The 24,943-nt window shown below is 45.5% G+C and carries 22 protein-coding genes and 1 other annotated feature; of the genes, 9 read left to right on the forward strand and 13 right to left on the reverse strand.

Features of this window, described 5'->3' with window-relative positions; all coding sequences use genetic code 11:
* Window positions 1–202: 202 nt before the first annotated feature.
* The 10 genes from FC83_RS09685 to FC83_RS17300 form a co-directional block, all read right to left on the reverse strand.
* Window positions 203–946, reverse strand: coding sequence for an ABC transporter permease (locus tag FC83_RS09685; protein WP_052004429.1), 744 nt, complete (start codon window positions 944–946; stop codon window positions 203–205).
* Window positions 943–1,686: an ABC transporter permease gene (locus tag FC83_RS09690; protein WP_035450794.1), complete on the reverse strand. Its 744-nt coding sequence runs from the start codon at window positions 1,684–1,686 to the stop codon at window positions 943–945. Before FC83_RS09690 ends, FC83_RS09685 begins: the two co-directional genes overlap by 4 nt.
* Complete coding sequence (locus FC83_RS09695; protein WP_035450793.1) at window positions 1,683–2,594, reverse strand: ABC transporter ATP-binding protein; 912 nt, start codon at window positions 2,592–2,594, stop codon at window positions 1,683–1,685. Before FC83_RS09695 ends, FC83_RS09690 begins: the two co-directional genes overlap by 4 nt.
* A gap of 201 nt (window positions 2,595–2,795) precedes the next feature.
* Window positions 2,796–3,746: an NADP-dependent oxidoreductase gene (locus FC83_RS09700; protein ID WP_035450792.1), complete on the reverse strand. Its 951-nt coding sequence runs from the start codon at window positions 3,744–3,746 to the stop codon at window positions 2,796–2,798.
* Between the two features lie 23 nt (window positions 3,747–3,769).
* Window positions 3,770–4,213 carry a MarR family winged helix-turn-helix transcriptional regulator gene (locus tag FC83_RS09705; RefSeq protein ID WP_035450791.1) on the reverse strand — a complete coding sequence of 148 codons (444 nt, stop codon included), beginning with the start codon at window positions 4,211–4,213 and terminating at the stop codon, window positions 3,770–3,772.
* Between the two features lie 137 nt (window positions 4,214–4,350).
* The gene (serS, locus tag FC83_RS09710; RefSeq protein ID WP_035450789.1) at window positions 4,351–5,622 is read right to left on the reverse strand and encodes a serine--tRNA ligase; all 1,272 of its coding nucleotides are present in this window, start codon (window positions 5,620–5,622) and stop codon (window positions 4,351–4,353) included.
* Window positions 5,623–5,771: 149 nt separating this feature from the next.
* Window positions 5,772–5,970, reverse strand: a binding site (T-box leader).
* Window positions 5,971–6,164: 194 nt separating this feature from the next.
* Window positions 6,165–7,892, reverse strand: a complete 1,728-nt coding sequence (locus tag FC83_RS09715) for an ABC1 kinase family protein (protein WP_035450786.1) — start codon at window positions 7,890–7,892, stop codon at window positions 6,165–6,167.
* Between the two features lie 152 nt (window positions 7,893–8,044).
* The gene (locus FC83_RS09720) at window positions 8,045–11,659 is read right to left on the reverse strand and encodes a KxYKxGKxW signal peptide domain-containing protein (protein ID WP_082622586.1); all 3,615 of its coding nucleotides are present in this window, start codon (window positions 11,657–11,659) and stop codon (window positions 8,045–8,047) included.
* 79 nt (window positions 11,660–11,738) lie between these two features.
* Complete coding sequence (locus FC83_RS09725) at window positions 11,739–15,254, reverse strand: LPXTG cell wall anchor domain-containing protein (RefSeq protein WP_156405589.1); 3,516 nt, start codon at window positions 15,252–15,254, stop codon at window positions 11,739–11,741.
* Window positions 15,255–15,695: 441 nt separating this feature from the next.
* A complete protein-coding gene (locus FC83_RS17300; RefSeq protein WP_169790838.1) occupies window positions 15,696–15,833 on the reverse strand; it encodes a hypothetical protein in 138 nt (45 codons plus the stop codon).
* Between the two features lie 273 nt (window positions 15,834–16,106).
* Between FC83_RS17300 and FC83_RS09735 the strand changes: the two genes are divergently transcribed.
* The 5 genes from FC83_RS09735 (at window position 16,107) to FC83_RS09755 (ending at window position 19,845) form a co-directional block, all read left to right on the forward strand.
* Window positions 16,107–16,328: a P8 family protein gene (locus FC83_RS09735; protein ID WP_035453293.1), complete on the forward strand. Its 222-nt coding sequence runs from the start codon at window positions 16,107–16,109 to the stop codon at window positions 16,326–16,328.
* Between the two features lie 269 nt (window positions 16,329–16,597).
* Window positions 16,598–17,257, forward strand: a complete 660-nt coding sequence (locus FC83_RS09740; RefSeq protein ID WP_035453295.1) for an amino acid ABC transporter permease — start codon at window positions 16,598–16,600, stop codon at window positions 17,255–17,257.
* A complete protein-coding gene (locus FC83_RS09745) occupies window positions 17,238–17,906 on the forward strand; it encodes an amino acid ABC transporter permease (protein WP_035453297.1) in 669 nt (222 codons plus the stop codon). Before FC83_RS09740 ends, FC83_RS09745 begins: the two co-directional genes overlap by 20 nt.
* A 4-nt stretch (window positions 17,907–17,910) precedes the next feature.
* Window positions 17,911–18,645 carry an amino acid ABC transporter ATP-binding protein gene (locus FC83_RS09750; RefSeq protein WP_035453300.1) on the forward strand — a complete coding sequence of 245 codons (735 nt, stop codon included), beginning with the start codon at window positions 17,911–17,913 and terminating at the stop codon, window positions 18,643–18,645.
* Window positions 18,646–18,996: 351 nt separating this feature from the next.
* Window positions 18,997–19,845, forward strand: a complete 849-nt coding sequence (locus FC83_RS09755; protein WP_035453302.1) for a transporter substrate-binding domain-containing protein — start codon at window positions 18,997–18,999, stop codon at window positions 19,843–19,845.
* Between the two features lie 63 nt (window positions 19,846–19,908).
* On the opposite strand, the gene FC83_RS09760 is transcribed toward FC83_RS09755, so the two are convergent.
* The gene (locus FC83_RS09760) at window positions 19,909–20,757 is read right to left on the reverse strand and encodes a fructosamine kinase family protein (protein ID WP_035453304.1); all 849 of its coding nucleotides are present in this window, start codon (window positions 20,755–20,757) and stop codon (window positions 19,909–19,911) included.
* Between the two features lie 154 nt (window positions 20,758–20,911).
* Here FC83_RS09760 and FC83_RS09765 point away from each other — a divergent pair, with 154 nt between their 5' ends.
* Together FC83_RS09765 and FC83_RS09770 are read left to right on the forward strand one after the other, a co-directional pair.
* Window positions 20,912–21,124 (forward strand): TOBE domain-containing protein, encoded by a 213-nt coding sequence (locus FC83_RS09765; protein WP_035453306.1) that lies wholly within the window; start codon window positions 20,912–20,914, stop codon window positions 21,122–21,124.
* A gap of 109 nt (window positions 21,125–21,233) precedes the next feature.
* Window positions 21,234–21,662: a MarR family winged helix-turn-helix transcriptional regulator gene (locus tag FC83_RS09770; protein WP_052004692.1), complete on the forward strand. Its 429-nt coding sequence runs from the start codon at window positions 21,234–21,236 to the stop codon at window positions 21,660–21,662.
* Between the two features lie 12 nt (window positions 21,663–21,674).
* Here FC83_RS09770 and FC83_RS09775 read toward each other — a convergent pair whose 3' ends face one another.
* Window positions 21,675–22,442 carry an SDR family NAD(P)-dependent oxidoreductase gene (locus tag FC83_RS09775; RefSeq protein WP_035453308.1) on the reverse strand — a complete coding sequence of 256 codons (768 nt, stop codon included), beginning with the start codon at window positions 22,440–22,442 and terminating at the stop codon, window positions 21,675–21,677.
* 154 nt (window positions 22,443–22,596) lie between these two features.
* Here FC83_RS09775 and FC83_RS09780 point away from each other — a divergent pair, with 154 nt between their 5' ends.
* Window positions 22,597–23,445, forward strand: coding sequence for an SDR family oxidoreductase (locus FC83_RS09780; protein WP_035453311.1), 849 nt, complete (start codon window positions 22,597–22,599; stop codon window positions 23,443–23,445).
* A 283-nt stretch (window positions 23,446–23,728) separates the two neighbouring features.
* Window positions 23,729–23,947 (forward strand): AbrB/MazE/SpoVT family DNA-binding domain-containing protein, encoded by a 219-nt coding sequence (locus FC83_RS09785; RefSeq protein ID WP_035453313.1) that lies wholly within the window; start codon window positions 23,729–23,731, stop codon window positions 23,945–23,947.
* A 103-nt stretch (window positions 23,948–24,050) separates the two neighbouring features.
* On the opposite strand, the gene FC83_RS09790 is transcribed toward FC83_RS09785, so the two are convergent.
* Window positions 24,051–24,848, reverse strand: a complete 798-nt coding sequence (locus tag FC83_RS09790; RefSeq protein WP_052004695.1) for a DUF975 family protein — start codon at window positions 24,846–24,848, stop codon at window positions 24,051–24,053.
* Window positions 24,849–24,943 lie beyond the last annotated feature (95 nt).

Here is a 24,943-nt window from a genome sequence, read left to right on the forward strand (position 1 = left end):
AAAATTCGGCGTCTTTTTGAAATGTAGTTGTCTAAAGTTATGACTTTTGTCCCAAGCTCAGTTTGTTGCACCTGATTCGCAGCAATCGTTGGATTACCGCTGATAAGCTGTTTCACCCAAAGCCAGCACCTCCGCTTGATTCAAAATGGGACGCTGGTTTTATACCATACTGATGGTCTGCTTAGCAATACCCATTACCAAATTACTCAAATCCTTGCCGCTTTAATGTCGCTACGCTGAAAATCAAACTTCCACCACAAAAGATTGTCACAATACCTAAAAAAAGTATCACTTGCAGCAATGATAAGTCTTCATAAGACCGAGCATGTAGCCCAATCATGATTTGGGCATATGGATATAGTCGGACAAGCGCTTGGCTGATGGTTAATAATATAAAATTAGCTAAACTTAATCCTAGTGCAAAGATAATAGGCGTTGTAAAGTTCTTTAATCGAATCGAAAGCCAGAATTGAATCCCTAAAATTGGGAAAGTCCCGATCCAACCTAATGTACCCCACCATAAAAATGATCCAATAGTTCTGTTAATCGGAAAACGCCCTGCAAAACCTATGCAATAAAAAGCGAATATAAAAACTGCCACCCCAGCAGCAGTTAATAAAGCCAAAGTACTGAACTTCCTCAGAATTAACTGGCTAGCCTTAAGCGGAACCACTGCCATGCGACTAAAGTTGTGTTGTTCTTTCTCGCAGCGAATCACAACGGCTACCATCAATGCCAAAAGTAATGGCAAAAATATTTGTGCATAAAATAATCCTGATTCACTCCACAGCGCCAACCATTGTGTATGAAAACTAGCAAAAACCTTTTTGTTCTGAAAATATAATAAAGCACCGAGGGTGACAGCGAGTAAATCAATACCAATGACAATGGCGAATAAGTGCAAATGCCTAAGCTTTATGAATTCCCCGTTAATCTTACGTATCATAAAACCACCCTTTCTTTAATTTTCATGACATATCTAATCAAGATTAATAACACACAGCCAATGGCAAGAACAAGAACTAGATAAATTGGCCAGAGATTAGTGTAATGATATCCTTTGCCTTGTAAAAAGAATGGATTCAAAACCGAAATATATTGCCAAGGAATAAACATGCTCAGACTTTTAGGCAAAAAACCAGATGTCACCAAACTCAAAAAACTTCCGGCTAATCCCAGACAAAGCGGAATGATCGGTCGACTTAGATAAAATACTAGTGCCAATTGAACTAAGGTAATAACAGAGCCCCCAATAAAAATCGAAAGAAAGAACATCCCAATCACACCAAAATCGTGTAGCTCGCCGCTCTTAGCTAAACTCATCATAATTATCATCGCTATCTGCAGCAGTTCTCCGCCCAATAAAACTATGCTTGTTACAGCAAATTTAGCTAAGAATAAATCCCAAGGTCGTTCCCCATTTGTCATTAAAACTTGCAACATTCGATAATCATGTTCAGGTTGAACCAATCGTACAGTCAATAATGCGATTAAGAATGGAAAAATAAAATTATCAATCGTTGACATATTAAAAATCATAGTTGCCACTATTTGTTGCCCATGACGCATGAGTTGAATATTAGCTGTCACGCCTCCCCAAAGTAACGAAAATACGAATAGACCAATAATGGCAAACCAAAAGTTTCGACGTTTATTTTTTGCGAATTCACTTCGTATATACTTCATTTGGTCTCACCACCAGTCAATTCAAGGAAGACATCTTCCAAGGATTTCTTTTTGCCATATAAAGTGTAGACATTAACATCGTTTTGAACCAATGCTTTAATGATTTTTGGCGTCTCATTTGAATTTTTCAAATTAAAAGTCACAGTGTGATCATCATCAATAGCGATATTCGTTCCTGCATATGTTGTAATCACCTTTTTAGCGGTAGTTACGTTATCTGTCTTTAAAAAGTATTTGTGTGCACCAGTGAGTGTGTCTATACTGCCTTGATAAATCAAATGGCCACTTTGTATAATCCCCACAGTTTGTGCCATTTGGGACATCTCTGATAAAAGATGACTAGAAATCAAGACAGTGATGCCATACTCTGCCGGAAGACGCTTGATAAGTTCTCGCATTTGATGCATACCTTCTGGATCAAGACCGTTGGTTGGCTCATCTAGAATAAGCAGTTTGGGAAATTTGACAAGTGCCAGGGCAATGCCAAGGCGTTGTTTCATGCCTATAGAATAGTTTTTGACTAGTTTATCCTTAGCTGGCATCAAATCAACAATCCGTAACACCTCAGCCACATTTTTAGCTGGTAATTTCAGTAGATTTCTAATTAAATTTAAATTTTCAAAACCACTTAAATTAGGATAAAAAGAAGGTTCTTCAATTAGAGAACCGATATTTTTCAAAAGTTGCGCCCGATTATTAGCCAAAGGTTGACCAAATATTTCAATCTGCCCATAATCAGGTTTTAATAAGCCTAACAGTAACTTCATCGTGGTTGATTTGCCTGCACCATTTGTTCCCAAAAATCCGTAAATATCTCCTTCTTTCAGCATCATTGAGATATCTTGAAGTACGCTTTGTGAGCCAAAACTTTTCGCTAACTTTTCGGTCTTTACAATTGTTTGAGCCATAACTTACCTCCATATGGATTGAGCGTCTGTCGCAAGCCTAGTCGTTAATTTAATTATAAGAATCTGACCAGGGTCCAAACAGTTACAACCTAGTTATAAACCTTACAAATTGTTATATACCCCCTACCAAGTGCAAAAAACCAGTACCCCATTTTTGCTGAGGCACTGGTTTTTATATTGACACACGATAATCTTGTTGACTTAACCATTTATTTTAATAACTATTTTCCCTGTCACATGTCCGGCTTGACTGAGATTTTGTGCGGCTTGAACGTCCGCTAATTTAAAATCATAAATGCTATCAATAGCTGGTACGACTTGCCCGTCAGAAACGGCTTTGATCAAGGTGGCTAGATCTTGCGGATTAACCTGGGCTCTGAAGGATAGCGCATGGATGCCATACTTAGCCGATGCAACTTTGTCTTCTTGATTGCCGGGATTGCCATTTGTAGTTACAATCACACCGCCGGGTTTAACTAAAGCGAAACTATCCTCAAAATTACGTCCACCGATGACATTTAGAATCTTATCGAATTTCTCAAGTTTGCTAAATTGAGCGGCGTCATGGTAATCATAAACCGCAGTCGCGCCTATTTTTTTCAAAAAGTCATTATGATCTGGGCTGGCAGCTGCATAGACTGTTGCCCCAGCATTCTTGGCTAACTGAATCGCAAAGAGCGCCACAGCACCGGCACCGCCTTGAATGAGTACCCGATCGCCGGATTTGACTTTCAAGCTTCCAAAAAGGGCTTGATAGGCCGTGATACCCGTCACTGGAATCGTGGCCCCAATCTCAAATTTCATATTGTTCGGGATCTTGGCCGCTGAAGTATCCTTAACAATTGAATAGGCACTGTAAGAACCCATGTCCGGAACAGCTTGAAAGCCAATAACGTGATCGCCAACTTGAAGCGTCGTCACGTTTTTCCCAACCCGTTCCACGATACCCGCAGGTTCCATGCCACTGATTGCGGGGAACTTTAAGGGCATAAATTTGGCCATTTGCCCACTTCTTAATTTCCAGTCCAAAGGATTCAAACCTGACGCGTAGTTCTTTATCAAAATTTCGTCGTCTTTTGGTTCAGGTATCGCAACGTCTGCCATCTTAAGTACGGATGCATCCCCATATTCATCAAATACAATTGCTTTCATAATTAGTCGTCTCCTTGAAATCATTAACTTAACAGGATATCTTGAATTTCGGTATTTTTATTCGAAAAAATCTGTTTTAAAATATTTTCAAAGTTTTCCCGGTCACTTTCAGAAAGTTCCGCAACAATCCAATGATTGACGGACGCTTGAATCAATTGAACCTTCGAATTAACAGCTATCCCTTTATCGGTTAGAAATAGTTGCCGCTTGGTCTTATTGGCGGGATCCACTTTCATCTCTACATAACCCATATTTTGCAGGCGCTTGATCTGCTTAGAGATGATGCTATGGTTTCTATATATCAATCGATTCAATTCAATTTGTGAGACGCCAGGATGATTAAATAATTTGCTGATGATCATGAAATTATTTTCAGACAGATTCAAAGGCTTTAATTCTGCATTCAATTTATTCCTTATCAGTCGATTTATAATCGACAAATATTGTTCCAATACGGATTCCGCCATGACAAAATGACCTCCTTAATGTTGCCCATCATAAACGTTCAAGTGAACGTTGTCAATGAAATCATCAAAAAAAGCGCCGAATTCTCGAGATTAATCGAAAATTCGGCGCCCTTGTTATTTTAAATTAATTGAAACTGTTATTTAATAACTTCCATACCATTCATGTAAGGTACCAAGACGTCTGGTACTTTGATCGTGCCATCTGCTTGTTGGTAGTTTTCCATGATAGCAGCAACAGTCCGGCCAACGGCTAAGCCAGAGCCATTTAAGGTGTGCAAGTAATCTACAGAGCCGTCTTCTTTACGATAACGGATCATAGCCCGACGTGCTTGGAAGTCCAAGCAATCAGAACAAGAACTGATTTCACGGTAAACGTTTTGTTCAGGCATCCAAACTTCAACGTCATAAGTCTTGGCAGAACTGAAACCAGTGTCCCCCGTAGATAAGATGATAACATGATGGGCTAAGCCTAATTGTTTCAAGACTTCTTGGGCATCCAAGGTCATCTTCTCTAGCTCTTCCATAGAATCTTCTGGTTTACTGAACTTCACCATTTCAACTTTATGGAATTGGTGCATCCGGATCAAGCCCCGGGTATCCCGACCGGCAGAACCAGCTTCAGAACGGAAACAAGGTGAGAAGGCTGTGAAGTAAATTGGCAAGTCCTTTTCATCCAAGATTTCGTTAGCATAGTAGTTAGTCAAAGGTACTTCGGCAGTTGGGATCAAAGTTTCACCGGTAGATTCAACGGTGTAAACATCTTCTCTAAACTTAGGAAATTGCCCGGTACCAAACATAGTTTGTGCATTAACCAAATATGGTGGAATGATTTCTTGGTAGCCTTGTTTTTCGGTATGCAAGTCCAACATGAAGTTGTAAACGGCCCGTTCCAAGCGCGCGCCGGCATTCTTATAATAAACAAAGCGGGCACCGGAAACTTTAGCACCGGCTTCGAAGTCTAAGATATCTAGGTTTTCACCTAATTCCCAGTGGGCTTTTGGTGTGAAGTCAAACTTAGGAATGTCACCCCATTTACGGACTTCAACGTTGCTGTCTTCGTCTGGGCCAACGGGAATGCTGTCATCAGGTAAGTTCGGCAGGCGCACGGCGATGTAGTGCAAGCTGTCAGCAACTTCTTTTTGTTCAGCTTCAACGGCTTTGGTATCTTCGTTGATTTTCTTAACTTGGGCAATGAGATTTTGGCCTTCTTCAGAAGTTGGATCGGCCTCTTTGACCTTTTTGCTCAATTCATTTTTTTGACGTTTTAAGTCGTCAACCTTGGCAACGGCATCCCGGTTTTGACGATCTAAAGTCACATAGTCATCGATTTCTTTAGGGTCGACGCCTCTATGTTTTAATTTTTCTTTAACAAGTTCTGGGTTTTGACGAATAATTTTAGGGTTGATCATATCAAGTTGCCTCCTGATGAAATTTAAGTTTTTTTATGTTAGCGCGATAAATGGGATCTAAGTTTTTAACGGGTGACAAGACATGCATATCTCACCATCAAATTGCTGCTTAGTGTTCAAAAAAAGACGTCCCACGACTAAATATATAGTCATGGGACGTCTTAGACGTGGTACCACCCAAGTTTATGCTAAACAGCAATACTCTAAAAGTGTATCGGACTTCTCCGGAATACCTTATATCGGCATCTACTAAGCAGTGGATTCAATTCCTGGCCCTCATCAGCTCACACCGACCGCTGACTCTCTGAGTGGGGTTTGAAATTTACTAGCTGCTATGATCGCGTTTGTTTACTCCCCTAATATAACAACCTTGGGCAAGGTTGTCAACGGTATTTTGCGAATTTTTTATCAATCTGATAAAAATGTATAACTAGCAGTGGTTACAGCGATTTAACCGCTTATTTGTTTATGAGAATCCGATTACAATGGGGAATTCTCAGTAGATTGTGTAGTTTGCTACAAGCTTTTGAGATTGCGGTGATTTATTTTTGCCGGCGCTTGCGCCAACGTTGCCAGTGGGTCCAAAGCCCACCCACTAGAAAGCCTAGGATGAAGATAGCCGCCACAATATAGCCCAAAATCCCCAGGCGGGCGATCCAAGTTTGCTGGGCTTGATTTTGCACCAGCATGGAGGACCCAACGATCAAAGCCGCTAATATCAGGCCAATAACAATGCGGTTCACCATGGCTTCAATGCGGTCTAAGACTTGGTCGCGATTTTTCAGCTCGATACCTAATTTTAACCGGCCCCGCTCCAATAAATCTAAACTGGTCTTCAAACGGCTGGCCACTAAAGGCACATCTTTGCTCAATTGGTAAGCCGCCAACAATTGGTCTTCAATTTCATTGCGGACATTCACGGTCTTCATGATGTAATGGCGGGTAAAAGGCCGGGCCACTTCTAGCATGGAGATATCTGGGTCTAGTTGTAAGACCACCCCTTCTAAGGTCCCGAAGGCTTTCATTAAGAGCGTGACATCGGGGTTCATCTGCAAATAATTGCGCCGGCACAACTCCACGATTTGTAAGGTCATGTTCTCCAAATCAATAGTGCCCAAACCACTATTGTAATAGGGCTCCAGAAAAGCACTCAGCTCTTCAAAGAACTTATTTTTATCCAAAGGGCCAACGACTTTACAAATATTTAAGAGCCCATTGCCGATTTTATAGGCATCCCGAGAATTGATGGCCATCACCACGGCGGCCAAGTTGTCGATCAGCCCCTGATCCAGGGTGCCCACCATGCCGAAGTCCAGGTAAATCAAGCGGTAATTGGGTAGTCTACTAGTCTTGTTAAAGAGCTGGGGGCGTTCTGCTGCCCCGAATTCCCCAAAATCCGGTTCATTGTCCCGGAGTAAAATATTGCCGGGATGGGGATCGGCGTGGAAAAAACCATCGTCAAAGACTTGTTTCATGAAATTGTTCACCAAAGCTTTGGCGATGTTGCGCCGCTTGTCGGTGATGGGCTGCCCCGCAATCGCCTTGAGATAACTGCCCATACTGCGGCCCACTTTGTACTCGGTGGTAACCACCTTGCTGGAGCAATAATCCAGATAGACTTGGGGGACTTCAAAAATGTCTTGTTTGTTATTTAATTTATAAAAACGGGCGTTATTCTCCGCCTCTAATTTGCTATCTAATTCCTTTTCCAAAGCCACTTTAAATTGGGCAAAGATTTCCTTGGGGTCCACAACTTGGGCCGTGGGCAACCACTTCACCACCCGCACCAGCCGGTCCAGGATTCTTAGATCGGTGTGAATGACGGCAGCAATGCCGGGATGTTGGATCTTCACCGCAACTTTGACGCCATTTTGCATATGAGCTAAGTGCACCTGGCCCATGGAGGCTGAGGCAATCGGCTTGTCCGCAAAGTCCTGGAATAATTCAGTCACGGGTTGGCCAAATTCGGTTTGAATGGTTTGCTGCACGGTTGCAAAGGAATCCGTCCCCACGTCGTCTTGGAGCTTGGATAATTCTGCTATGAAGGCAGGTGAGACGATGTCTGGGCGTGTGGACAACATTTGGCCGATTTTAATAAAGGTTGGTCCCAGGGCTTCTAGGGCCTTGCGGACATTTTCCGGGTGGGTCTGGGTGCTCAAAGCCTTGAGGACGTCATATTGCCGCAAGACTTTGACGATTTCCCGGACGCGTTTGGCGTTACGCCCCCGCTTTTTCTTAGGTTTAGCTTGCGTTTTGGTTTCTTCAGCCATGTTGCCACCTCACTTTATCCACATTATACCAATGTTAAACCAGTTTTGGACATAAAAAGGCAATCTCCAGTTGCCTTCGACATTGACGAAAGTATCAGAGATTGCCCGCGACCTGTGGGATGCTACTCACAGGCTGCTTATTTTAAAATAGGTTATGAATCTTTGCGCCGCCGGAAGTAAGCTAACGGCAACAAGGTGCTTCCCAAAAGGGCCAGGCCCAAAGCCGTTAAGCCCTTGTCGCTAGCTTCCCCAGTTTGGGGTAATTTGGCACTCACTTGGGCGGGTTGGGCCGCTGCGGCGGTGGTCCTTGGCCCCGCCGTCAATGGGCGTGGTGTTGGGGTCGTACCTGAATTTGGCGGTGTATTGGCGCTGGTGTTCGTCCCTGCACTTGGTGTGGTTCCTGGTGTTAGAGCCACTGGTGTTCCTGGGGTTGTTGTTCTTAAGTTCCTTGGTGTAATTGGCGTCAATGGCGCATTTGGATCAGCTGGCCGACTTGGTGTAACGGTGCCAGGATTAGCTGGTTTACCCGGGGTTGTTGTCCCTGGATTGGCTGGTTTCCCTGGCGTCGTTGATGTGCCTGGGTTAGACGGCCGACCCGGGGTGGTTGTCGGCGTTCCTGGGGTGGTTGGTCGGCTCGGCGTCGTTGGTGTGCCCGGTGTTGATGGTTGGCCTGGTGTTAACGGTCTACCTGGGGTTGTCGTGCCTGGTGTCGTAGTTCCAGGCGTTGTTGTGCCTGGGATCGTGGTACCAGGCGTGATAGTGCCTGGTGTGGTGGTTCCTGGTGTTGTTGTGCCTGGTGTCGTGGTGCCAGGAGTTGTTGTACCAGGCGTCGTAGTACCTGGCGTGGTGGTTCCTGGTGTCGTGGTGCCTGGTGTTGTTGTACCAGGCGTCGTAGTGCCAGGCGTCGTAGTGCCAGGCGTGGTGGTACCCGGCGTAGTAGTTCCCGGCGTAGTAGTTCCCGGGGTCGTTGTACCCGGCGTGGTGGTGCCTGGTGTCGTGGTGCCTGGTGTTGTCGTTTCAGGATCTTGTGCATAATAAATATAATAATCTTGTGGCGCACTGGTATCCGTGTTATAGATTCCAGTCAAAGTATAAGGACTATTGGTCGTACTAATCTCACTAGATGCTTGTACCAAGTGCGTCTTAGCAGGCAATGTACCTTTCAAAGCTTCACTGATGTTGTCGCCAACAAAACCGGCGAATTTCTGAGCCAAAGCTGTATTCTCAGTCCCAGAAGCAGGTGTCAAATCCGTCGTCTGCTTGCTGTCACCTAAGTTGATCCAATGAACATTGGCGTCTTTAGGTAAACCAGCATAAGCATAATACGCATTAGTTTCTCCTGTACCTGGCGTCCCGCCATCCGTCACAATTTTACCGTTGGCATCATAAGACGTACCGTTCAAACCAGGGAATGCCACATTATTGGCTTTAACGACAAAGACATTTTTACCGGCCACTTGCTCGGGTGTAGCGCTAGATAAACCAAGCTTTGCCAAGGTTTCTTGTAGCGTTTTTTGCTGTGCGGCGGTTAAAGCACTGGGGTCAGTTACCACTTTATATCCTGTGAAGTCTTTAGGACTGACACTGGCCTGTGTATTGCTAGTGGGACCAGTCAAAGTTTCCTTACCAGTCGGCAAGCCATACTGCGTATCAATTGTGCCCAAAGGATTGCCCTTCAAGTCTACGTAGTGGGTGATGACCTGAGAACTATTAGCCACAGTATCACTTTCATTTGGCAAAGTAGTCTGTTGCATTGTATTGGTCACATTGCCTGAAGCATCTAAGGTCTTGACCGTTACCGTAATCGGCTTAGTTGGATCAACCGCATCGATACCAATGCTTGTATAAGTTCTCGAAGTAACATTCTGCATGGCACCGGCATAATATTTCTGAGTGGCCTGGATATCCTTATTTAAATCGCCGATGCCATTATAACGACTAGTCACGCCAGCCGCGATTTGATCAGGGGTTAGCACCAGATCTGCCGGCGTAATATGAAGAACAGTTAAATAACTGCCATCGGCTTGTCTGGAATAATACAGTCCTGATTGGGTGGCACTATTTGTTAATTGTGTCAGAGACTGACCGTCACCCGCATTAACACTTGTATTGGTGATAGGTAACCGCCCAGTATCAGTGCTAAAATCAGGATAGTTTAAGTCTTCAGAAACTGTTTGTATTTTGTTATCGGTACTTGAAACATATACATTCTGCCGTTCTGCATAATTTTCGTGGGGCGCTAAAATGGCATCTGGACTACTGCTGCTAATTAAATAGCGTTTAGTAACACCATTATTTGGCAAGACATCTGCACTGGTACCATTACTAGCTTGAAGTTGACCTAAAACTGTGCCATCAGGTACAACCGTAATATTTTCAGTTTGAAGCAGCACACCTAATGGTCTAGGTTTATCCAAATTTTCAGCATCACCAGGCCATTCGGTGGCATCCTTTCTAGTTTGCGCATCAAATTTTGCTTCATAAGTGTGGCCGGAAACTTCTATCGTGTTGGTAAAAGGTGCCAGTGGGTTTAGCCGTTGGATGTCCCGAGGATAATTCAACACCATTAGCCAAGGGGCACTAAAACTAAGGCCCATTTCTGGATCTTTACTTGTTATGGTATTGTTCACCTTGAGTGTGATGGCTTTGAGCCCATTATCATATTGCCCACTACCAATTTTTTCGGCACCATCAGGGGTGGTGAAATCCACGCTGGGACCATCTGCAATAAATGATGGCATCGCGCCGGGCACGTTGGTGGTTACGGTGACTGGGGCCACCACAATTGTATTTCCAGAAACCAAATCACTGGTGTTCACGGAAAATTTACCAGCAACGCCATAGCGGACAAAATCTCGAACTGGTTGCGTTGAGCTGGCAGGTGCTTCAGTCATCGTTTGACCGGTGAGTAATCTGACATCGCTGGCAATAGCATTCACCGTTTTTGGTGTTGGTACATCAGGTGTTGCCGCTGGTGTAGTTGCATCACTAGCTGGTGCAACCAGCGTAGCCGCTGTCAATGTGGTCGTATTAGTAGCCGTACTTGGCGCCGCTGCCGTTGCGCTTGTCGGCATAACATCCCTAAAAGCTTTCGCAGCCGCACTCTGGTCAGCACTTGTTGCAGTTGGTGCTGTAGACACGGCATCAGCATTAGGGTCAGCTTTTTGCGTGTCAGCCGGCGCAGCAGCTTGTGCAGCCGGTGCACTTGCAGTAGTAGTTGCGCTGGCATTTGTTGGTGTCGCCGTTTCAGGTTTGCTATCCGCGGTCGGTGTGATCGCACTTGGTGTTGCTGCTGGTGTCGTCGTGTTTGCGACGGCCGCTGTGCTGGCTGGTGCCTCAGCTTGCGCAGCGATGGTCACCGGTGTAGTTGTAGCCGCACTTACCGCCGTTGGCATAACATCCTTAAAAGCTTTCGTTGCAGCACTTTCTGGTGCCGGCGTCACCGGTTTTGCTTCAGAATTTGTGCTTGGTGTCGCAGAAGTCGCAGTTGTTTGCGGTGTTGCATTCGTTGTAGGCGCCACTGAACTTGGTGCCGTGGCGGTCGTACTAGTTGCCTTTGCATCCGGCACAGGTGTTGTCACTGGCACATTAGTATCGGCGGCATGAACCACATTGCCACTGGTCAGCGCTGTTCCCACCGCAGTAAAGGCCGTGGCGGTAATCGCACCAACTAACCAGCGTTTCCCGGATTTCCACATTTTGTAATGAACTTTAGATACACTGCCCTGCAGTGATGATCTGTTCGGTCTACCATTAAATTCGTGCATAATTTATATCCCCCCAAGTATTCTCGCCTACTTATTCAACAAACAAATTACTAACTTACGGATCAATAACCGCCGTAACTCACAGAAGCTTGCGCCGCCGGAAATAAGCTAGGGCAATTAAGGCGCTGCCAAGAACGGCAATACCCAGCGCCATTAATCCGCGGTCGTTAGCTTCACCAGTTTGTGGTAACTTCGCACTAGCGGTCGCCTTAGCTTGAACGCCCGTGTTGCTAGGATTACTCAGCTGACTTGGCGTCGTAGTTGTCCCGCGATTGGCAGTTGGCCGTGACTTTGTCGGTGTAGTTGGTGTTACCAAGTTCGTCGGTGTACTTGGTGTGATTGGTGTATTAATGGTTGTTGGTGTAATTGGGGTCAATGGCGCATTTGGATTAACTGGTCGACCCGGGATAGCGGTGCCAGGGTTTGCCGGTTTACTTGGTGTCGTAGCACCTGGTGCAGTTGGCCGGTTTGGCGTTGTCGGTGTCACCGGTGTAATTGCTTTACCTGGTGTTGTTGGTTTACCCGGAATCGTGGTTCCAGGAGTTGTAGGTTTCCCTGGGGTTGTGGTGCCAGGGTTTGCCGGTTTACTTGGTGTCGTAGTACCTGGTGCAGTTGGCCGGTTTGGCGTTGTCGGTGTCACCGGTGTAATTGCTTTACCTGGTGTTGTTGGTTTACCCGGAATCGTGGTTCCAGGAGTTGTAGGTTTCCCTGGGGTTGTGGTGCCAGGGGTTGTAGTACCTGGTGTCGTGGTCCCAGGAGTGGTCGTACCAGGGGTCGTGGTACCCGGGGTAGTCGTACCAGGGGTTGTTGTGCCTGGCGTAGTTGTTCCCGGGGTAGTTGTGCCTGGTGTAGTGGTGCCAGGTGTTGTTGTTCCTGGTGTCGTAGTTCCTGGTGTAGTCGTACCAGGCGTAGTCGTTTCAGGATCTTGCGCATAATAAATATAGTAATTTTGTGGAGAAGTCGTGTCTGTGTTGTAAATCCCGGACAGCGTGTAGGCACTATTTGTCGTATCAATGCCATTAGACGCCTCTACTAAATGGGTCTTGGCAGGCAAAGCACCGCTCAAAGTTTCTTTGAGGCTATCGCCCACGAAACCAGCGAAGGTTTGGGCGAGTGCTGTGTTCTCAGTACCTGAAGCCGGTGTTAAATCGGAAGTTTGCTTGCTATCAGCCAAATTGATCCAGTGAATGTTGGCGTTTTTCGGCAAACCTGAATAAGCATAGTACGCATTCGTTTGCCCGGTACCTGGTGTCCCACTACCATCCGTCACGATATTACCAGCGGCATCGTAAGACGTCCCGCTTAAGCCAGGGAAGGCAATGTTAGCGGCCTTAGTGACAAAAACATTTTGACCAATAACTTGATCTGGCGTACTACTGGATAGCCCTAATTTTGTCAAAGTGTCTTGTAGCGCTTGTTGTTGGGCGGTCGTCAAAGTACTTGGATCAGCCACTACTTTATACCCGGTGATGCCTTTAGGACTAACGCTGGCTTGTTTGGTACTGGTCGGGCCAGTCAGGGTTTCCTTAGCCGTTGGCAAGCCATATTGCGTGTTGATTGTGTCCAGCGGATTGCCCTTCAAGTCCACAAAGTGAGTGGTAACTTGAGAACTATTGGCCACAGCATCACTCGTATTTGGCAAGGAAGTCTGTTTCAAGGTGCTAGTCACATTGCCAGCGGCATCCAAATTGTTAACAGTTACCGTAATTGGCTTGGACGGATCAACAGCGCCGACAATAACAGTCCCATAAATTCGAGAAGCCACATTTTGCATGACCCCAGCATAATACTTCTGAGTAGCTTGCACATCATCATTTAAATTACTAATCCCATTGTATCGCGTAGTTACACCGGCCCTTATTTGGTCAGGTTTTAATACAAGATCAGCCGGGGTAACATGTACCACCGTCAAATAACTACCATCCGCTTGTTTGGAATAGTAGGTCCCCGTCCCAGTTGCAGCTTTGGTAACTTGGGTCAGCGATAGCCCATCACCCAGATTAAAATCTGAAACTTTAGTCGGGGAAGCATCGGTACTAAAATCAGCTTTTTCCGTATTTGCATCAATAGTCTGTGCTTTATTATCCGCAGCTGATACATATAAATTCTTCAAATCCAGATATGATTGATGTGGTGCCAAAATGTCATCCGAACTGTTAATGGCATAACGCACCGTCACGCCATCGTTGGGCAAGACATCCCCACTAGCCCCACCACTGGCTTGAAGTTGGTTTAAAACTTCTGAGTTAGGGATGATGGTGCTTTGGGTGATTTCAAGGGTTACCCCATTAGCTCTTGGTGCACCCAAAGCTGTAAAACCGTCAGGCCAAATTGTAGCGGCCTTTTTAATTTGGGGATCAAAATTAACTTCATAAGTATGGCCCGAAACATCTAGTTTGTTAGTGAAGGGTGCTAAAGGATTTAAGCGTGGTATGTCTTGGCGATAATTCAAAACCATCAGCCAAGGATCACTAAAACTAATCCCCATCTGTGGATTATTACTAGTGATCGTCTTGTTCACCTTAAGTGTAATGGCTTTGAGTTTATTATCGAACTGCCCCACCCCAATAACGGCTGCCCCATCAGGCGTCGAAATAGATACGGGTATGCCATCTGCTTGTAAATTCGGCAAAGCCCCTGGCACATTGGTGCTCAGTGCAACGGGCGCCACCACAATGGTATTGCCATTCACTAAGTCACTAGTGTTCACGGTAAATTTGCCGGCAGCCCCATACCGTACAAAATCGCTGACGGGATAAGTTGCTGTAGCTGGAGCGTCCTTAGTAGTTTGCCCAGTCAGCAAGCGGACATCGCTAGCGATGGCATTCACGGTTGCATTACTTGTCGCAGTCACTGGTGTAACAGTTGGTGTTGCCGCTGGTGTGGCAGTTGGCGTTGCCAGTGTAGTCGCATCACTAGTTGGCGCAACCGGCGTAGCAGTTGCCGTATTAGTAGCCGCTGTCGCTGGGGCGTTCGTAGCCGGGGCTGTAACAGTTGGCGCCACCGCTGGGTCAGCTTTAGCAGCAGTTGCTGTCGTTGCCGGTGTCGGGGCACTAGTTGGTGCCACCGCGGTAGCTTGCGCTGGGGCGCTGGCTGCCGTTACTGCAGCCGGTGTTGCGGTGATCTGTGTATTGGTGGGTGCGGCAGTAGTTGTCGTTGCCGCTGCCGGTTGTATATCTGCATTGGCTGAGCTTGGTACCACCGAAGTTGATGTTCCCGTTGTACCAGCTGGCGCTTCTGAACCGGCGGTATGTGCTGGTGCTGAGCTTGATGTTGAACTTGATATTGATGTTGAGCTTGGTGCTGTTGACGCTGGGTTGTTAGTAGCTGGCGTAGTCAGACCTGCTGGTGTATTGGTCGTACTAGTAGCCTTTGTGTCCGCCGCTGGGGCGGTCGTGGTCGTGCCCGTGTCGTCAGCAGCATGGGCCACATTCACGTTGGCTAAAGTTGTGCCAACCATGGCCAGTGCAGTTGCTGTGATCGCCCCAACGAGCCCCCGCTTGCTGGTTTGCCAAACACGATATTGAAGTTTAGGCCCGCCGTTACGTCGGCGCGCCGCTACTGCCACTTGATGGCTTCGTTTGATTTTACGCATTACTTGTCATCCTTCCTCATTTTCCCTATCCCAAAACATAAACCGAATTAACATCTTAAAACTAGCTGGCCAGCTATCAAGTCTTTTTATTTACTATTTTTTTACATAAAATGACTTGAGTGTTGCTATTATTACACGCCTAAAACTAAATTACCAGCAATATGTATTGAAACTTTTCATGATTTCACCTGTATATAAGGATTAATCGCTTAACTTAGATATAAAAAACATTAAACGATTATTATGAATAACAATTGTTATATAATCAATTAATTATAATTTATTATTGTAATATAGATATTTAAACAATTAACTTATAAAAATTAAAAAGGTAATGTTCGGGATTTACGGAAGGATGATCAGCTTTTACCCCCAAAAAAGCGCAAAAAAAAGAAGCCCCCATAACTTAATAGTCTGGACAACTTCTAGGGTGTAACGAAATTATTTGTTTGTATCCAATTCAGCGCGTTTTTTAACGAATTCGAGGACTTTTTCAGTTTCGTTACGGCGAGCTTTAACTTTTTTTGAGTTAACTGGACGACGGTTGTTTGAAACGCCAGTATGTGTGTTTTGAGACATGTCTTGGACCTCCTTATTGATATACAATTCTTTATTCTATATGGAAATGGCTTTTTAAGCAAGGAATTTCGAAACTATTTAAATTTGAAAGCGCCTCCAAAAAATTAAAATCACCTGAAATTTCAAATTTCCAAACCACTACTGGCCGTAGTTATCGCGCCATTTTCATCGGATTATCCTCTCATTGTTTTCTAATTTTCGGAGGTTTTTTGTGCCATTTTTCAAATTTAGAACTATACTGTAGTTGTAATAAATTAATAGGGGGTCATTTTTATGACAGCTAAAGAATTAAAGGAAACCGCAATGTTAGATAGAGAAATGAGCCAAGTTTTTGATTGGAGCGATAGCAAGACACCACTTCGGGATGCCATGTGGGACTACTTCATGGAAAACAACAAACACGACACAATGAAAACTGAAAAAGACATGGAACCCTTCATGAATGCCTCTGATGACAAGATTAAGGAATTCATTGAAAAGAATTTGAAGAAATAGTCATTTTCTAATTATGAGCGGTTAGAAAATACCACCGACGGCACCGACATAAAGTATATTTTTACCTGTCTAATCACAAAAATATACTTTTCTTGGCACCGTCTTTTTTTGCTTACAACTGTAGTCTAGCGCGCTTTGTAGGCGGCAGGCTTACAAAAAGCCCCAAAAGGTTTATTTTAAGCGCTTGACAGGGGTATCAGCCAAAATTATACTCGAATACAAGTGGGCATAAAACGCCTACAAATACATAAATAAAGGGGGATCGCTTTTTGAGCTGGCAAATTATTCAACAAAGTTTACCAATGTTTCAAAAGGGCTTCATATTGACCTTGCAAATGTCGGCCCTGGGCATTCTTGGGGCCATTATTTTAGGCTTGATGTGTAGTCTGTGTCAGTACTTCAAAATACCTGTCCTGAAGCAAATCGTTGGTGCTTATATCGAACTCTCCCGGAACACGCCCTTATTGATTCAGTTATTCTTCATCTACTACGGCTTACCGGGCATTGGGCTCAAGCTATCAGCGTATACCTGCGGGATCATCGGCCTGATTTTCTTAGGCGGCAGTTACATGGCTGAAGGCTTTTCCGGGGGCTTTGATGGCATCCCCAATAGCCAAATTGAATCTGGCAAGGCCATTGGCTTATCCCAAGGTCAATTGACCCGCTATGTGGTCTTCCCCCAGGGGTTTGCGTTAAGCATCCCAGCGTTAGCGGCGAATATTATCTTCTTAATTAAGGAGACCTCAATTTTCACCGTTATCGCCATTCCAGAATTGACCAATACGGCTTTGGATTTGATTGGGTTATACTACCATACCAATGAATATCTCTTGGTGTTGGTAGTAGGTTATGCCATTATTTTGATTCCACTGTCGATTATTCTCACGTGGCTGGAAAGGAGGATTCGCTATGGCACATTCGGGGATTAACCTGATATTTGAAGGCCAAAACCTGCCCAGATTGTTAGGCGGGCTTTGGATCACCATCCGGGTGGCCTTGATCGCCATCATTGCCGGTGGTGTGTTAGGCATCTTCTTAGGGGTCTTGCGGACCTTCAAAAATCGCTTGCTACGCTTTATTTTACGGCTTTATTTGGAATTTTTCCGAATCGTACCCACGGTAGTTTTGTTATTTTTATTCTATTATATTCTGCCTAAGAGCATGAACCTGAACTTACCCGCTGCCGAAGTAGCCACCTTGGTATTCACCTTGTGGATGGCTGCAGAAGCCAGCGATATCGTCCGGGGGGCCTTGATTTCTGTGCCCCAACACCAAGTGGATTCCGGCTTAGCCATTGGGTTAAATCGCAGCCAGCTTTATTACTACGTTTTAATACCCCAATCGTTAAAACTCATGCTGCCGGCCATGATGAACTTGATCAGCCGGATCATTAAAACCACGTCCTTGCTCCTGTTGATCAGTGTGCTAGACGTGATCAACGTGGGTCAGCAAATCATCGAAGCCAACCAAAAGCAATATCCCCAAGGGGCCTTTTGGGTCTATGGCGTCATCTTCGTCTTATACTTCTTAATTTGTTACCCATTTTCACTGCTAGCCAAAAAATTACAAAAGGATTGAGCCAATGACTGAATTATTACGCGTCGAACATCTCAATAAAGCTTATGGTGAGGTCCCGGTGCTCCAAGACATCAGCTTTACCGTCAACACCGGTGAAGTCCAAGTCGTCTTAGGCCCATCTGGCTCCGGTAAAAGTACTTTGATCCGTTGCTTGAATGGCCTGGAACCTTACCAAAGCGGCACCATTTATTTCCAAGGCCAAAAAATAGACCCGACACCAAAAAACTGGCAGCTCCTGCGCCAAAAAATTGGTATGGTCTTTCAAAGTTATGACCTGTTCCCCAATCTGAATATTATGGATAATATCACCTTGGGCCCAATTAAAGTCCAAAAACAATCTAAAGCCACGGCCCAAAAAGAAGCCTTGCGCCTATTAGACACCGTGGGGTTAGCCGATTACACCGCTAAATTCCCCCGGGAATTATCCGGCGGTCAAAAACAGCGGATCGCCATCGTCCGGGCGCTGGCCCTACACCCTGATTTCATGCTCTTTGATGAAGTCACCGCCAGCCTGGATCCCGAAATGGTCCGGGGGGTTTTGGAAATCATGGCCAACTTAGCCAAACAAAAAATGACCATGATCGTGGTGACCCATGAAATGAACTTTGCCCAACAAATCGCCGACAACGTCTTGTTCCTAGACGACGGCCACATCCTAGAAAGCACCCCGGGCAAAGATTTCTTCACCAACCCCCAAACCGACCGGGCTAAGGAGTTTCTGCAGAGTATGGACTTTTAAATCAGAGCTTATCCGGCAAGCGGTCTTTGTTCGAGCATTAGCCTAGCAAGGCGGCTTGGTGGCACACCAAGGTGACTTGCTAAGCTAAGCGGAGAACTTTGCTTGGCGGATAGCGTTTCAACCAGAGCCATACGCCAAGCGGGCTTTGTCTGAGCATTAGCCCAAAAGCAGCGCTTGGTGGGTACACCAAGAGATGGTTTTGAGCTAAGCGGAAGACATTGCTTGGCGGATAGCGTTTAAATCAGAGCTTATCCGGCAAGTGGGCTTTGTTCGAGCATTAGCCTAGCAAGGCGGGATTTCTTTCAATTATCAACAAGCTTCAAAAAACATATATACATGGAGGGTTTTCAAATGAATCGTAAGTCTAAGTCTTGGGTATTACTATTAACTGTCGTCGCTGCATTGGCCTTGATTTTCCCAGCCTTTGCCAAACCAACTACGGCCAACGCTGCCAGCAATGACAGCTCGGTCAGCGCCATTAAAAAACGGGGCACCATTAAAATCGCCGTGTTCCAAGATCTGCCCCCTTATGGCTGGGTCAATAAGAAAGGTAAATTGACCGGTTATGATTTAGCCTTAGCCCGTCAGGTGGCCAAGGATCTGGGTGTTAAAACTAAATTCGTGCAAGTTAACGCCAACAACCGGGTGGACGCTTTGAACTCGAACAAAGTCGATATCGTTTTGGCCAACTTCACCGTTACCGATGAACGGAAGCAAGTCGTGGACTTTGCTAAGCCTTACATGAAAGTTTCTGTTGGGGTTATTTCACCTAAGAGCAAACCTATCACCAAAGTTTCCCAATTAAAGGGTAAAGATTTGATCGTAACTAAAGGGACCACTGCTGAAAACTACTTCACTGCCCAACAAAAAGATGTCAACTTGCAAAAGTATGACTCCAAGACCCAACAATTCAACGCTTTGAAGAACGGCCGTGGTGTGGCCTTAGCTGACGATAACTCTTACTTGTATGCTTGGGTCAAGAACAATCCTAAGTACACTGTCGGTATCAAGAGCATCGGTCCTAAGCAATACATCGCCCCTGCCGTTAAAAAGGGTAACAAGTCCTTGTTAACTTGGACTAACAAAGAAATCACCAAGTTAAACAAAGCCAAGTTCTTTGAAAAGAGCTACAACTCTCAATTGAAACCTTACTTCGGTTCTGAAGTTAAAGCCTCTGATATTATCATTACCAATAAGTAAAATCTGATATGACAAAACGCCCTGGACTAGCCGGCATTGGTTGGCCCAGGGCTTTTTGTATGGTCAGTTGTCTAGATTGGTCAGAATACGCCCCACCGGTCCTTGGTAGGTGTTGCCAAATAAGAACAGGTGAATCATTAAATAGTACAAGCGGTAAAATTCGATGCGCTGGGCATAGCCAGTGGCCAGGGGATAAACTTGATTATAGCCGGCATAAAAATTTTGATCATAGCCCCCAAAAACTGTGGTCAAGGCAATATCAAATTCCCGGTCCCCATACCAAACGCTGGGATCGATGAGATAAGGCGTGCCAGCCTGGTCGAACAGGTAATTGCCCGCCCATAAATCCCCATGTAACAGGGATGGTTTGGGGTCGTAGTCGGCAATCAGTTGTTTAAAAAGAGCCGTAGCCCGCTGAAATTTAGGCTGCCAGGCTGGTATAAACCGCCCCATTTGAGTGAGGCGCTGGGCCAAGGGAATTAAGCGGGTCTGCAGGAAAAAGTCGGCCCAGTTGTCAGACCAGTCATTGCGCACCAGGAAGTCTCCGGAATGAAAGGCCGTTTTATACCCAAATTGCTGGTTGGGGCTGTAGGTGCGGTGGAGTTGGCCCACCATTTTTCCCAGTTGAAACTGGTCCCCCTGCCCCACGTCGATGTAGCTGATCACTAAATAAGCATCGGGACCAATTGCCCCACTGGCAATCACTTGGGGGACGTTGACCACTTGGCCCAGCAGTTTGAGGCCATCGATTTCGTGGTCGTAGAAGCTTTGGGGATGATTAGGCTGCACTAATAAGAAATAATCTTCAGTAGCGGTCGTTAAATGATAGGCCTGGTTGATATCGCCACCGCTCACGGGCTGGGCCGCGGTGACTTTAGGAATTGGCAGTTGTGCCAACCACGTTGCATCCATGCAAAGCACTCTCCCTTAGAATTGAATTTGAGTTTGTTATGGTTATTGTAGCCCTTTTGAGTTGGGGAATGAAGTTGATTGCTACTGTAAAAGCGCTTTCTAAGATGTTATACTAAATATGTTCATAATTTCATTAAAAGAGGAGCAGTATATTATGAAGTTAAGTGCTAGAAATCAATTTAAAGGGACCATTACCAACATTGAAAAAGGTGCTGTTAACGGCATCGTCTCCATTGATATTGGTGACGGCCACGAAATCGTTTCAACGATTTCCATGGATTCCATCAATGGTTTAGGTTTGGAAGTTGGTAAAGAAGCTTACGCTGTGATCAAAGCCACTTCTGTTATCGTCGGTATTGACGACTAAACGGCATAGATTTAACCGGGCCCTTTTGGGGGTCCGGTTTTTTAACGCCCAGCTTTTTAGGCCAAAGTCCGGTATAATGGAATTATTCTAATGTAAAGGACTTCTTTTGATGACTTCACAAACATCCCCAGCTTATGATTTGGTTCAGCAAATCGCCATTTTAAATAATACCGTCACCACCACCATCAATCAGCGTTTGAAACCCTATGGCCTCAACGCCAGCAATTATTTTTACATTCTAAAAATCGCTGAGCATCCCCTGATTTCTCAAAGTCAGCTCAACGATTTAATTCAAATGAATCAAAGTTCGGTGACCCGCAGTGTGAATAACTTGATCAAGGCCGGGCTGGTGACTAAAACCACCTCAGCTAAGGATAAACGTACTGGCCAATTGGCATTAACCGCTACTGGACAAGCCATGTATCAAAAGGTGGCCCAAGATATCAACGGGTTGAATCGCAAGCTAAGCCGCCAAGTCCTGCAGCCCAAGGCCCTCCACCAAATGATCCAACAACTCAGCCAAGCTCTGAAAGCCTAACTAATTTTTTGATTAGGCATTTTTAAAATTCGGATTGTCTTTAAATAACTCCCAGGTTTGTTGGGTGGTGGCCAGGTTGTGGGCTTTGGTGGCCCGGAGCTGGTCCCAAGACGTACCATAGGTGATTTCCGGCAGGTCTTGGGTCAATTGGTCCAAGACAGCTGCGATAAATTCGGACAGGTCCACCCCATAAGTGTGGGCCCCTGAACCCCCTAAGTCGGTGTTCACGGCCGGGGGCAGGATTTCAAAGACCTTGGTGGGCGTGTCTTGTAACTGTAGTCGCAGTGCCTGGGTAAAGCCATGGACCCCGGTTTTGGCCGCGGTGTATAGGGGTACCCAGGCCCCAGGATTGGTCACCAGCCCTGAGGACACGTTGATAATGGCGCCCTTTGGCTGTTGGGTGATCAGCGGCAGTAGCAACATGGTCAAGTGCAATTGGGCCTCAAAATTAATGGCCAATTCCTGGTGATACCAATCCCAGTCATGTTTTAGATTTAACAAGTTGATCCAGCGCTGAATACCAGCGTTATTGATCAAAATATCGATGTCTTTGAAATCAGTCTGAACCCAGTCCTTTAAGGCGACCCGCTGAGCGGCTGAACTTAAGTCGGTGAGGTGAGTTTGTAGTTGGGGACTTTTGACTTGGGCAGCTTTAATGTTCTCCGGGCTGTAATCCACGGCTAATACGGTGTTGCCCCGGGCCAGTAGCGCTTGGGCCAACGCTAACCCAATGCCGGTGGTGCCTCCCGTGATTAAAATATGATGTCCAGTTAATTCCATGACGATCCACTCCAATTCTGTTTTATTTAGTGACCAGCCATTGTGTCTTAATAGCTGTTTGCCTCCGCAGTATAGCATAAATTAGCCATAATTACATGCAATTGCATTTAATTTGTGAATTATGTTACAATTCAGCTAAAGGAGCGTGATTTTTATGTTTTTAGTTACTTCAGCCGCCGGCCATACCGGCACCATCATCACCCAAGCCTTGGTCAACGCGGGCTATGACGTCTTAGCCACCGACATCAACCCTCGAGTTAAGGATTTGCCTGGCATCAAAGCCGCCAAAGTTGGCGATTTAACGAATCTCGACTTTTTAAAAGACTTGTTAACCGATGTGGACCAAATTGCGTATATTCCCCCGTTGTTCTCCCCAGAAGAAGCTTTGATCGGCCAAACGTTGGTGGACCTGGCCATTGCTAACCACGTGCAGCAGTTTATTTTTATCTCCGTCACCCATCCGATTTTGCATACTTTGTTGCAACATGTGGCCAAACGGGATGTGGAGGAACATTTGATTTATCAGGGGATGGCCCACAGCCTGACTTATACGATTTTGCAACCTATGCACTATATGCATAATTTCAACCCTAAGCAGGTGCAACAAGACCTGACTTATGGTATTTTCTATGACATTCATGCCAAGGTGGCCTATGTGGACCCGGAAGATGTGGCAGCCGTGGTGGTCAAAGTCGCCCAAAAGCCCGCCTTTCATGACAAAGCTACCTATGAATTGGTGGGCACCCAAGCTTATTCACCGGTAGAATTAGTGGCCCAGTTCAACGCCCTGACCGGGTTACAGGCGCAGGCCAAATATGTCCCGGTGACCCAATTTTTGGACCAGATCCAGGCCACTGACCTGTACTTTCGGGCCGGTTTTCAACAGTTGGCTGACAGTTACAGCCGTTGGGGCTTGGACGGCAATCCCAATGTCCTGCGGTATTTGTTAGGCCGGGAGCCCACAAGCTTTACCGCTTATCTGAAACGGGAATTGCAGAGTTAATCGACAACACACCAAATTTATTGCTATTTTATATGGATTTCGGATATACTGCATGCATAAGAACGAACTATCAACGAGGAAGAAGGTCCTATCCTAAATGAAACCTGAAACTTCTAGTGTTGAAGAACAAATAAAGCAAGCTGAGACCATGATTGCAGAATATATGACGGTCATGAAGTATTTGGCGGATAAGTAGTATATAGTATTCAGTCATTACCCATCGAGATTTGCCGGTATCTTTTCCAGATTAGATAGGTTATAACTATAATTGAGGTGAATTGTGATGACTAACACAGAATCTACCAAAACAGTCGGCCAAATTGGGGCTGACTTGTACGTCCCCTTGCCAGAAGAGCTGGTCAAGAAATTGCACATCAAAAAGGGCTCAGCTTTGCTGGTTAGAGAAGATGACGGCACCATTGTCTTAGAACCGCTATCGGCTACCCAACAGCGGCAACAACAAGTGTCGTCCATCATTGACAAATTTATGGCTGAGGAATAAAACCCAAACTAAAAACGCTCTAAGCTGGCTCTCAAGACCTGATGTAGGTTTGGGGATGGCCATCGCTTAGGGCGTTTTTTTAATATATAATTCTATATCCGGATTATTCAGTCGGTGCTGTAGTGGTCTCGGGATTTTCCGGTGTGGTCTCGGTTGTGGCTGTTTCTGGGGTCACTAGTTTCACATAGAAATTAGCCAGGGTCATATGCAGGTAAGGTTGGACCCAGATGGCGGCTAAGCCAGCCGTTAAGCCCACGATTAAATACCAGCCAATAAAACTCAAGTAAATGACGAATAACTCCCATTTGTGCCCCTTCATCAAGACCCGACTCCGGGTAATGGCCTCGGAATAGGTAATTTGTTGGTCATTATCCACGGCATCCCGATAAACATAGGCTGACTGGGAATAAGCCAAACTCTTAACGATGCCTGGTACGATCAACAACAAAGTCCAAAGGGCCGTGTAAATCGTGGTCAAAATATTGATCAGCACTGTGCCGATGAAATATTCCCCCCGGGTAAAAATCTTAAAGGCGGCCCGGAATGGTTGGCCACTGACTTGTTTTTGCCGCAGAGCATCAATCAAGATAAAGGTGGCACTGACGGTGGCAATGGTCAGCACAATACCCGGAATCGTATTGGTTAGAAACCCAAAAGGATTCCCCATAAAGGCTGCGCCACCGCCCCGGAAGTGATTGCCGCCATAATACCCGTGGCGGTAACCATAACCCCCAAAGCCCCGACCAAACCAAGTGTTAAATAACAGCTGATACTGGATAAATCTCATCACCAGCCAGCTCAGGATTTCGATGACAAAAAACGGAATAAATAAAATCAAGAAATAACCATAATGCTTATTGAGCAGCTGTCTTGCCTCTGCTTTTAGACTTTGCCTCGACATGCGAATTCCCCCATTCTTTTGAATTCACGTCTATTGTAATACACTTTGGACCAATTAGATATTATGGTGCCTAACCGTGGTATATCCGGGATTTG

Source organism: Agrilactobacillus composti DSM 18527 = JCM 14202 (assembly GCF_001436375.1).
Taxonomy (GTDB): domain Bacteria; phylum Bacillota; class Bacilli; order Lactobacillales; family Lactobacillaceae; genus Agrilactobacillus; species Agrilactobacillus composti.

What these genes read in the sequence shown, in the direction of transcription:
- FC83_RS09685 (WP_052004429.1), bottom strand. Translation starts at nt 946, where the DNA reads ATGATACGTAAGATTAACGGGGAATTCATAAAGCTTAGGCATTTGCAC.
- FC83_RS09690 (WP_035450794.1), bottom strand. Translation starts at nt 1,686, where the DNA reads ATGAAGTATATACGAAGTGAATTCGCAAAAAATAAACGTCGAAACTTT.
- FC83_RS09695 (WP_035450793.1), bottom strand. Translation starts at nt 2,594, where the DNA reads ATGGCTCAAACAATTGTAAAGACCGAAAAGTTAGCGAAAAGTTTTGGC.
- FC83_RS09700 (WP_035450792.1), bottom strand. Translation starts at nt 3,746, where the DNA reads ATGAAAGCAATTGTATTTGATGAATATGGGGATGCATCCGTACTTAAG.
- FC83_RS09705 (WP_035450791.1), bottom strand. Translation starts at nt 4,213, where the DNA reads ATGGCGGAATCCGTATTGGAACAATATTTGTCGATTATAAATCGACTG.
- serS (WP_035450789.1), bottom strand. Translation starts at nt 5,622, where the DNA reads ATGATCAACCCTAAAATTATTCGTCAAAACCCAGAACTTGTTAAAGAA.
- FC83_RS09715 (WP_035450786.1), bottom strand. Translation starts at nt 7,892, where the DNA reads ATGGCTGAAGAAACCAAAACGCAAGCTAAACCTAAGAAAAAGCGGGGG.
- FC83_RS09720 (WP_082622586.1), bottom strand. Translation starts at nt 11,659, where the DNA reads ATGCACGAATTTAATGGTAGACCGAACAGATCATCACTGCAGGGCAGT.
- FC83_RS09725 (WP_156405589.1), bottom strand. Translation starts at nt 15,254, where the DNA reads ATGCGTAAAATCAAACGAAGCCATCAAGTGGCAGTAGCGGCGCGCCGA.
- FC83_RS17300 (WP_169790838.1), bottom strand. Translation starts at nt 15,833, where the DNA reads ATGTCTCAAAACACACATACTGGCGTTTCAAACAACCGTCGTCCAGTT.
- FC83_RS09735 (WP_035453293.1), top strand. Translation starts at nt 16,107, where the DNA reads ATGACAGCTAAAGAATTAAAGGAAACCGCAATGTTAGATAGAGAAATG.
- FC83_RS09745 (WP_035453297.1), top strand. Translation starts at nt 17,238, where the DNA reads ATGGCACATTCGGGGATTAACCTGATATTTGAAGGCCAAAACCTGCCC.
- FC83_RS09750 (WP_035453300.1), top strand. Translation starts at nt 17,911, where the DNA reads ATGACTGAATTATTACGCGTCGAACATCTCAATAAAGCTTATGGTGAG.
- FC83_RS09755 (WP_035453302.1), top strand. Translation starts at nt 18,997, where the DNA reads ATGAATCGTAAGTCTAAGTCTTGGGTATTACTATTAACTGTCGTCGCT.
- FC83_RS09760 (WP_035453304.1), bottom strand. Translation starts at nt 20,757, where the DNA reads ATGGATGCAACGTGGTTGGCACAACTGCCAATTCCTAAAGTCACCGCG.
- FC83_RS09765 (WP_035453306.1), top strand. Translation starts at nt 20,912, where the DNA reads ATGAAGTTAAGTGCTAGAAATCAATTTAAAGGGACCATTACCAACATT.
- FC83_RS09770 (WP_052004692.1), top strand. Translation starts at nt 21,234, where the DNA reads ATGACTTCACAAACATCCCCAGCTTATGATTTGGTTCAGCAAATCGCC.
- FC83_RS09775 (WP_035453308.1), bottom strand. Translation starts at nt 22,442, where the DNA reads ATGGAATTAACTGGACATCATATTTTAATCACGGGAGGCACCACCGGC.
- FC83_RS09780 (WP_035453311.1), top strand. Translation starts at nt 22,597, where the DNA reads ATGTTTTTAGTTACTTCAGCCGCCGGCCATACCGGCACCATCATCACC.
- FC83_RS09785 (WP_035453313.1), top strand. Translation starts at nt 23,729, where the DNA reads ATGACTAACACAGAATCTACCAAAACAGTCGGCCAAATTGGGGCTGAC.
- FC83_RS09790 (WP_052004695.1), bottom strand. Translation starts at nt 24,848, where the DNA reads ATGTCGAGGCAAAGTCTAAAAGCAGAGGCAAGACAGCTGCTCAATAAG.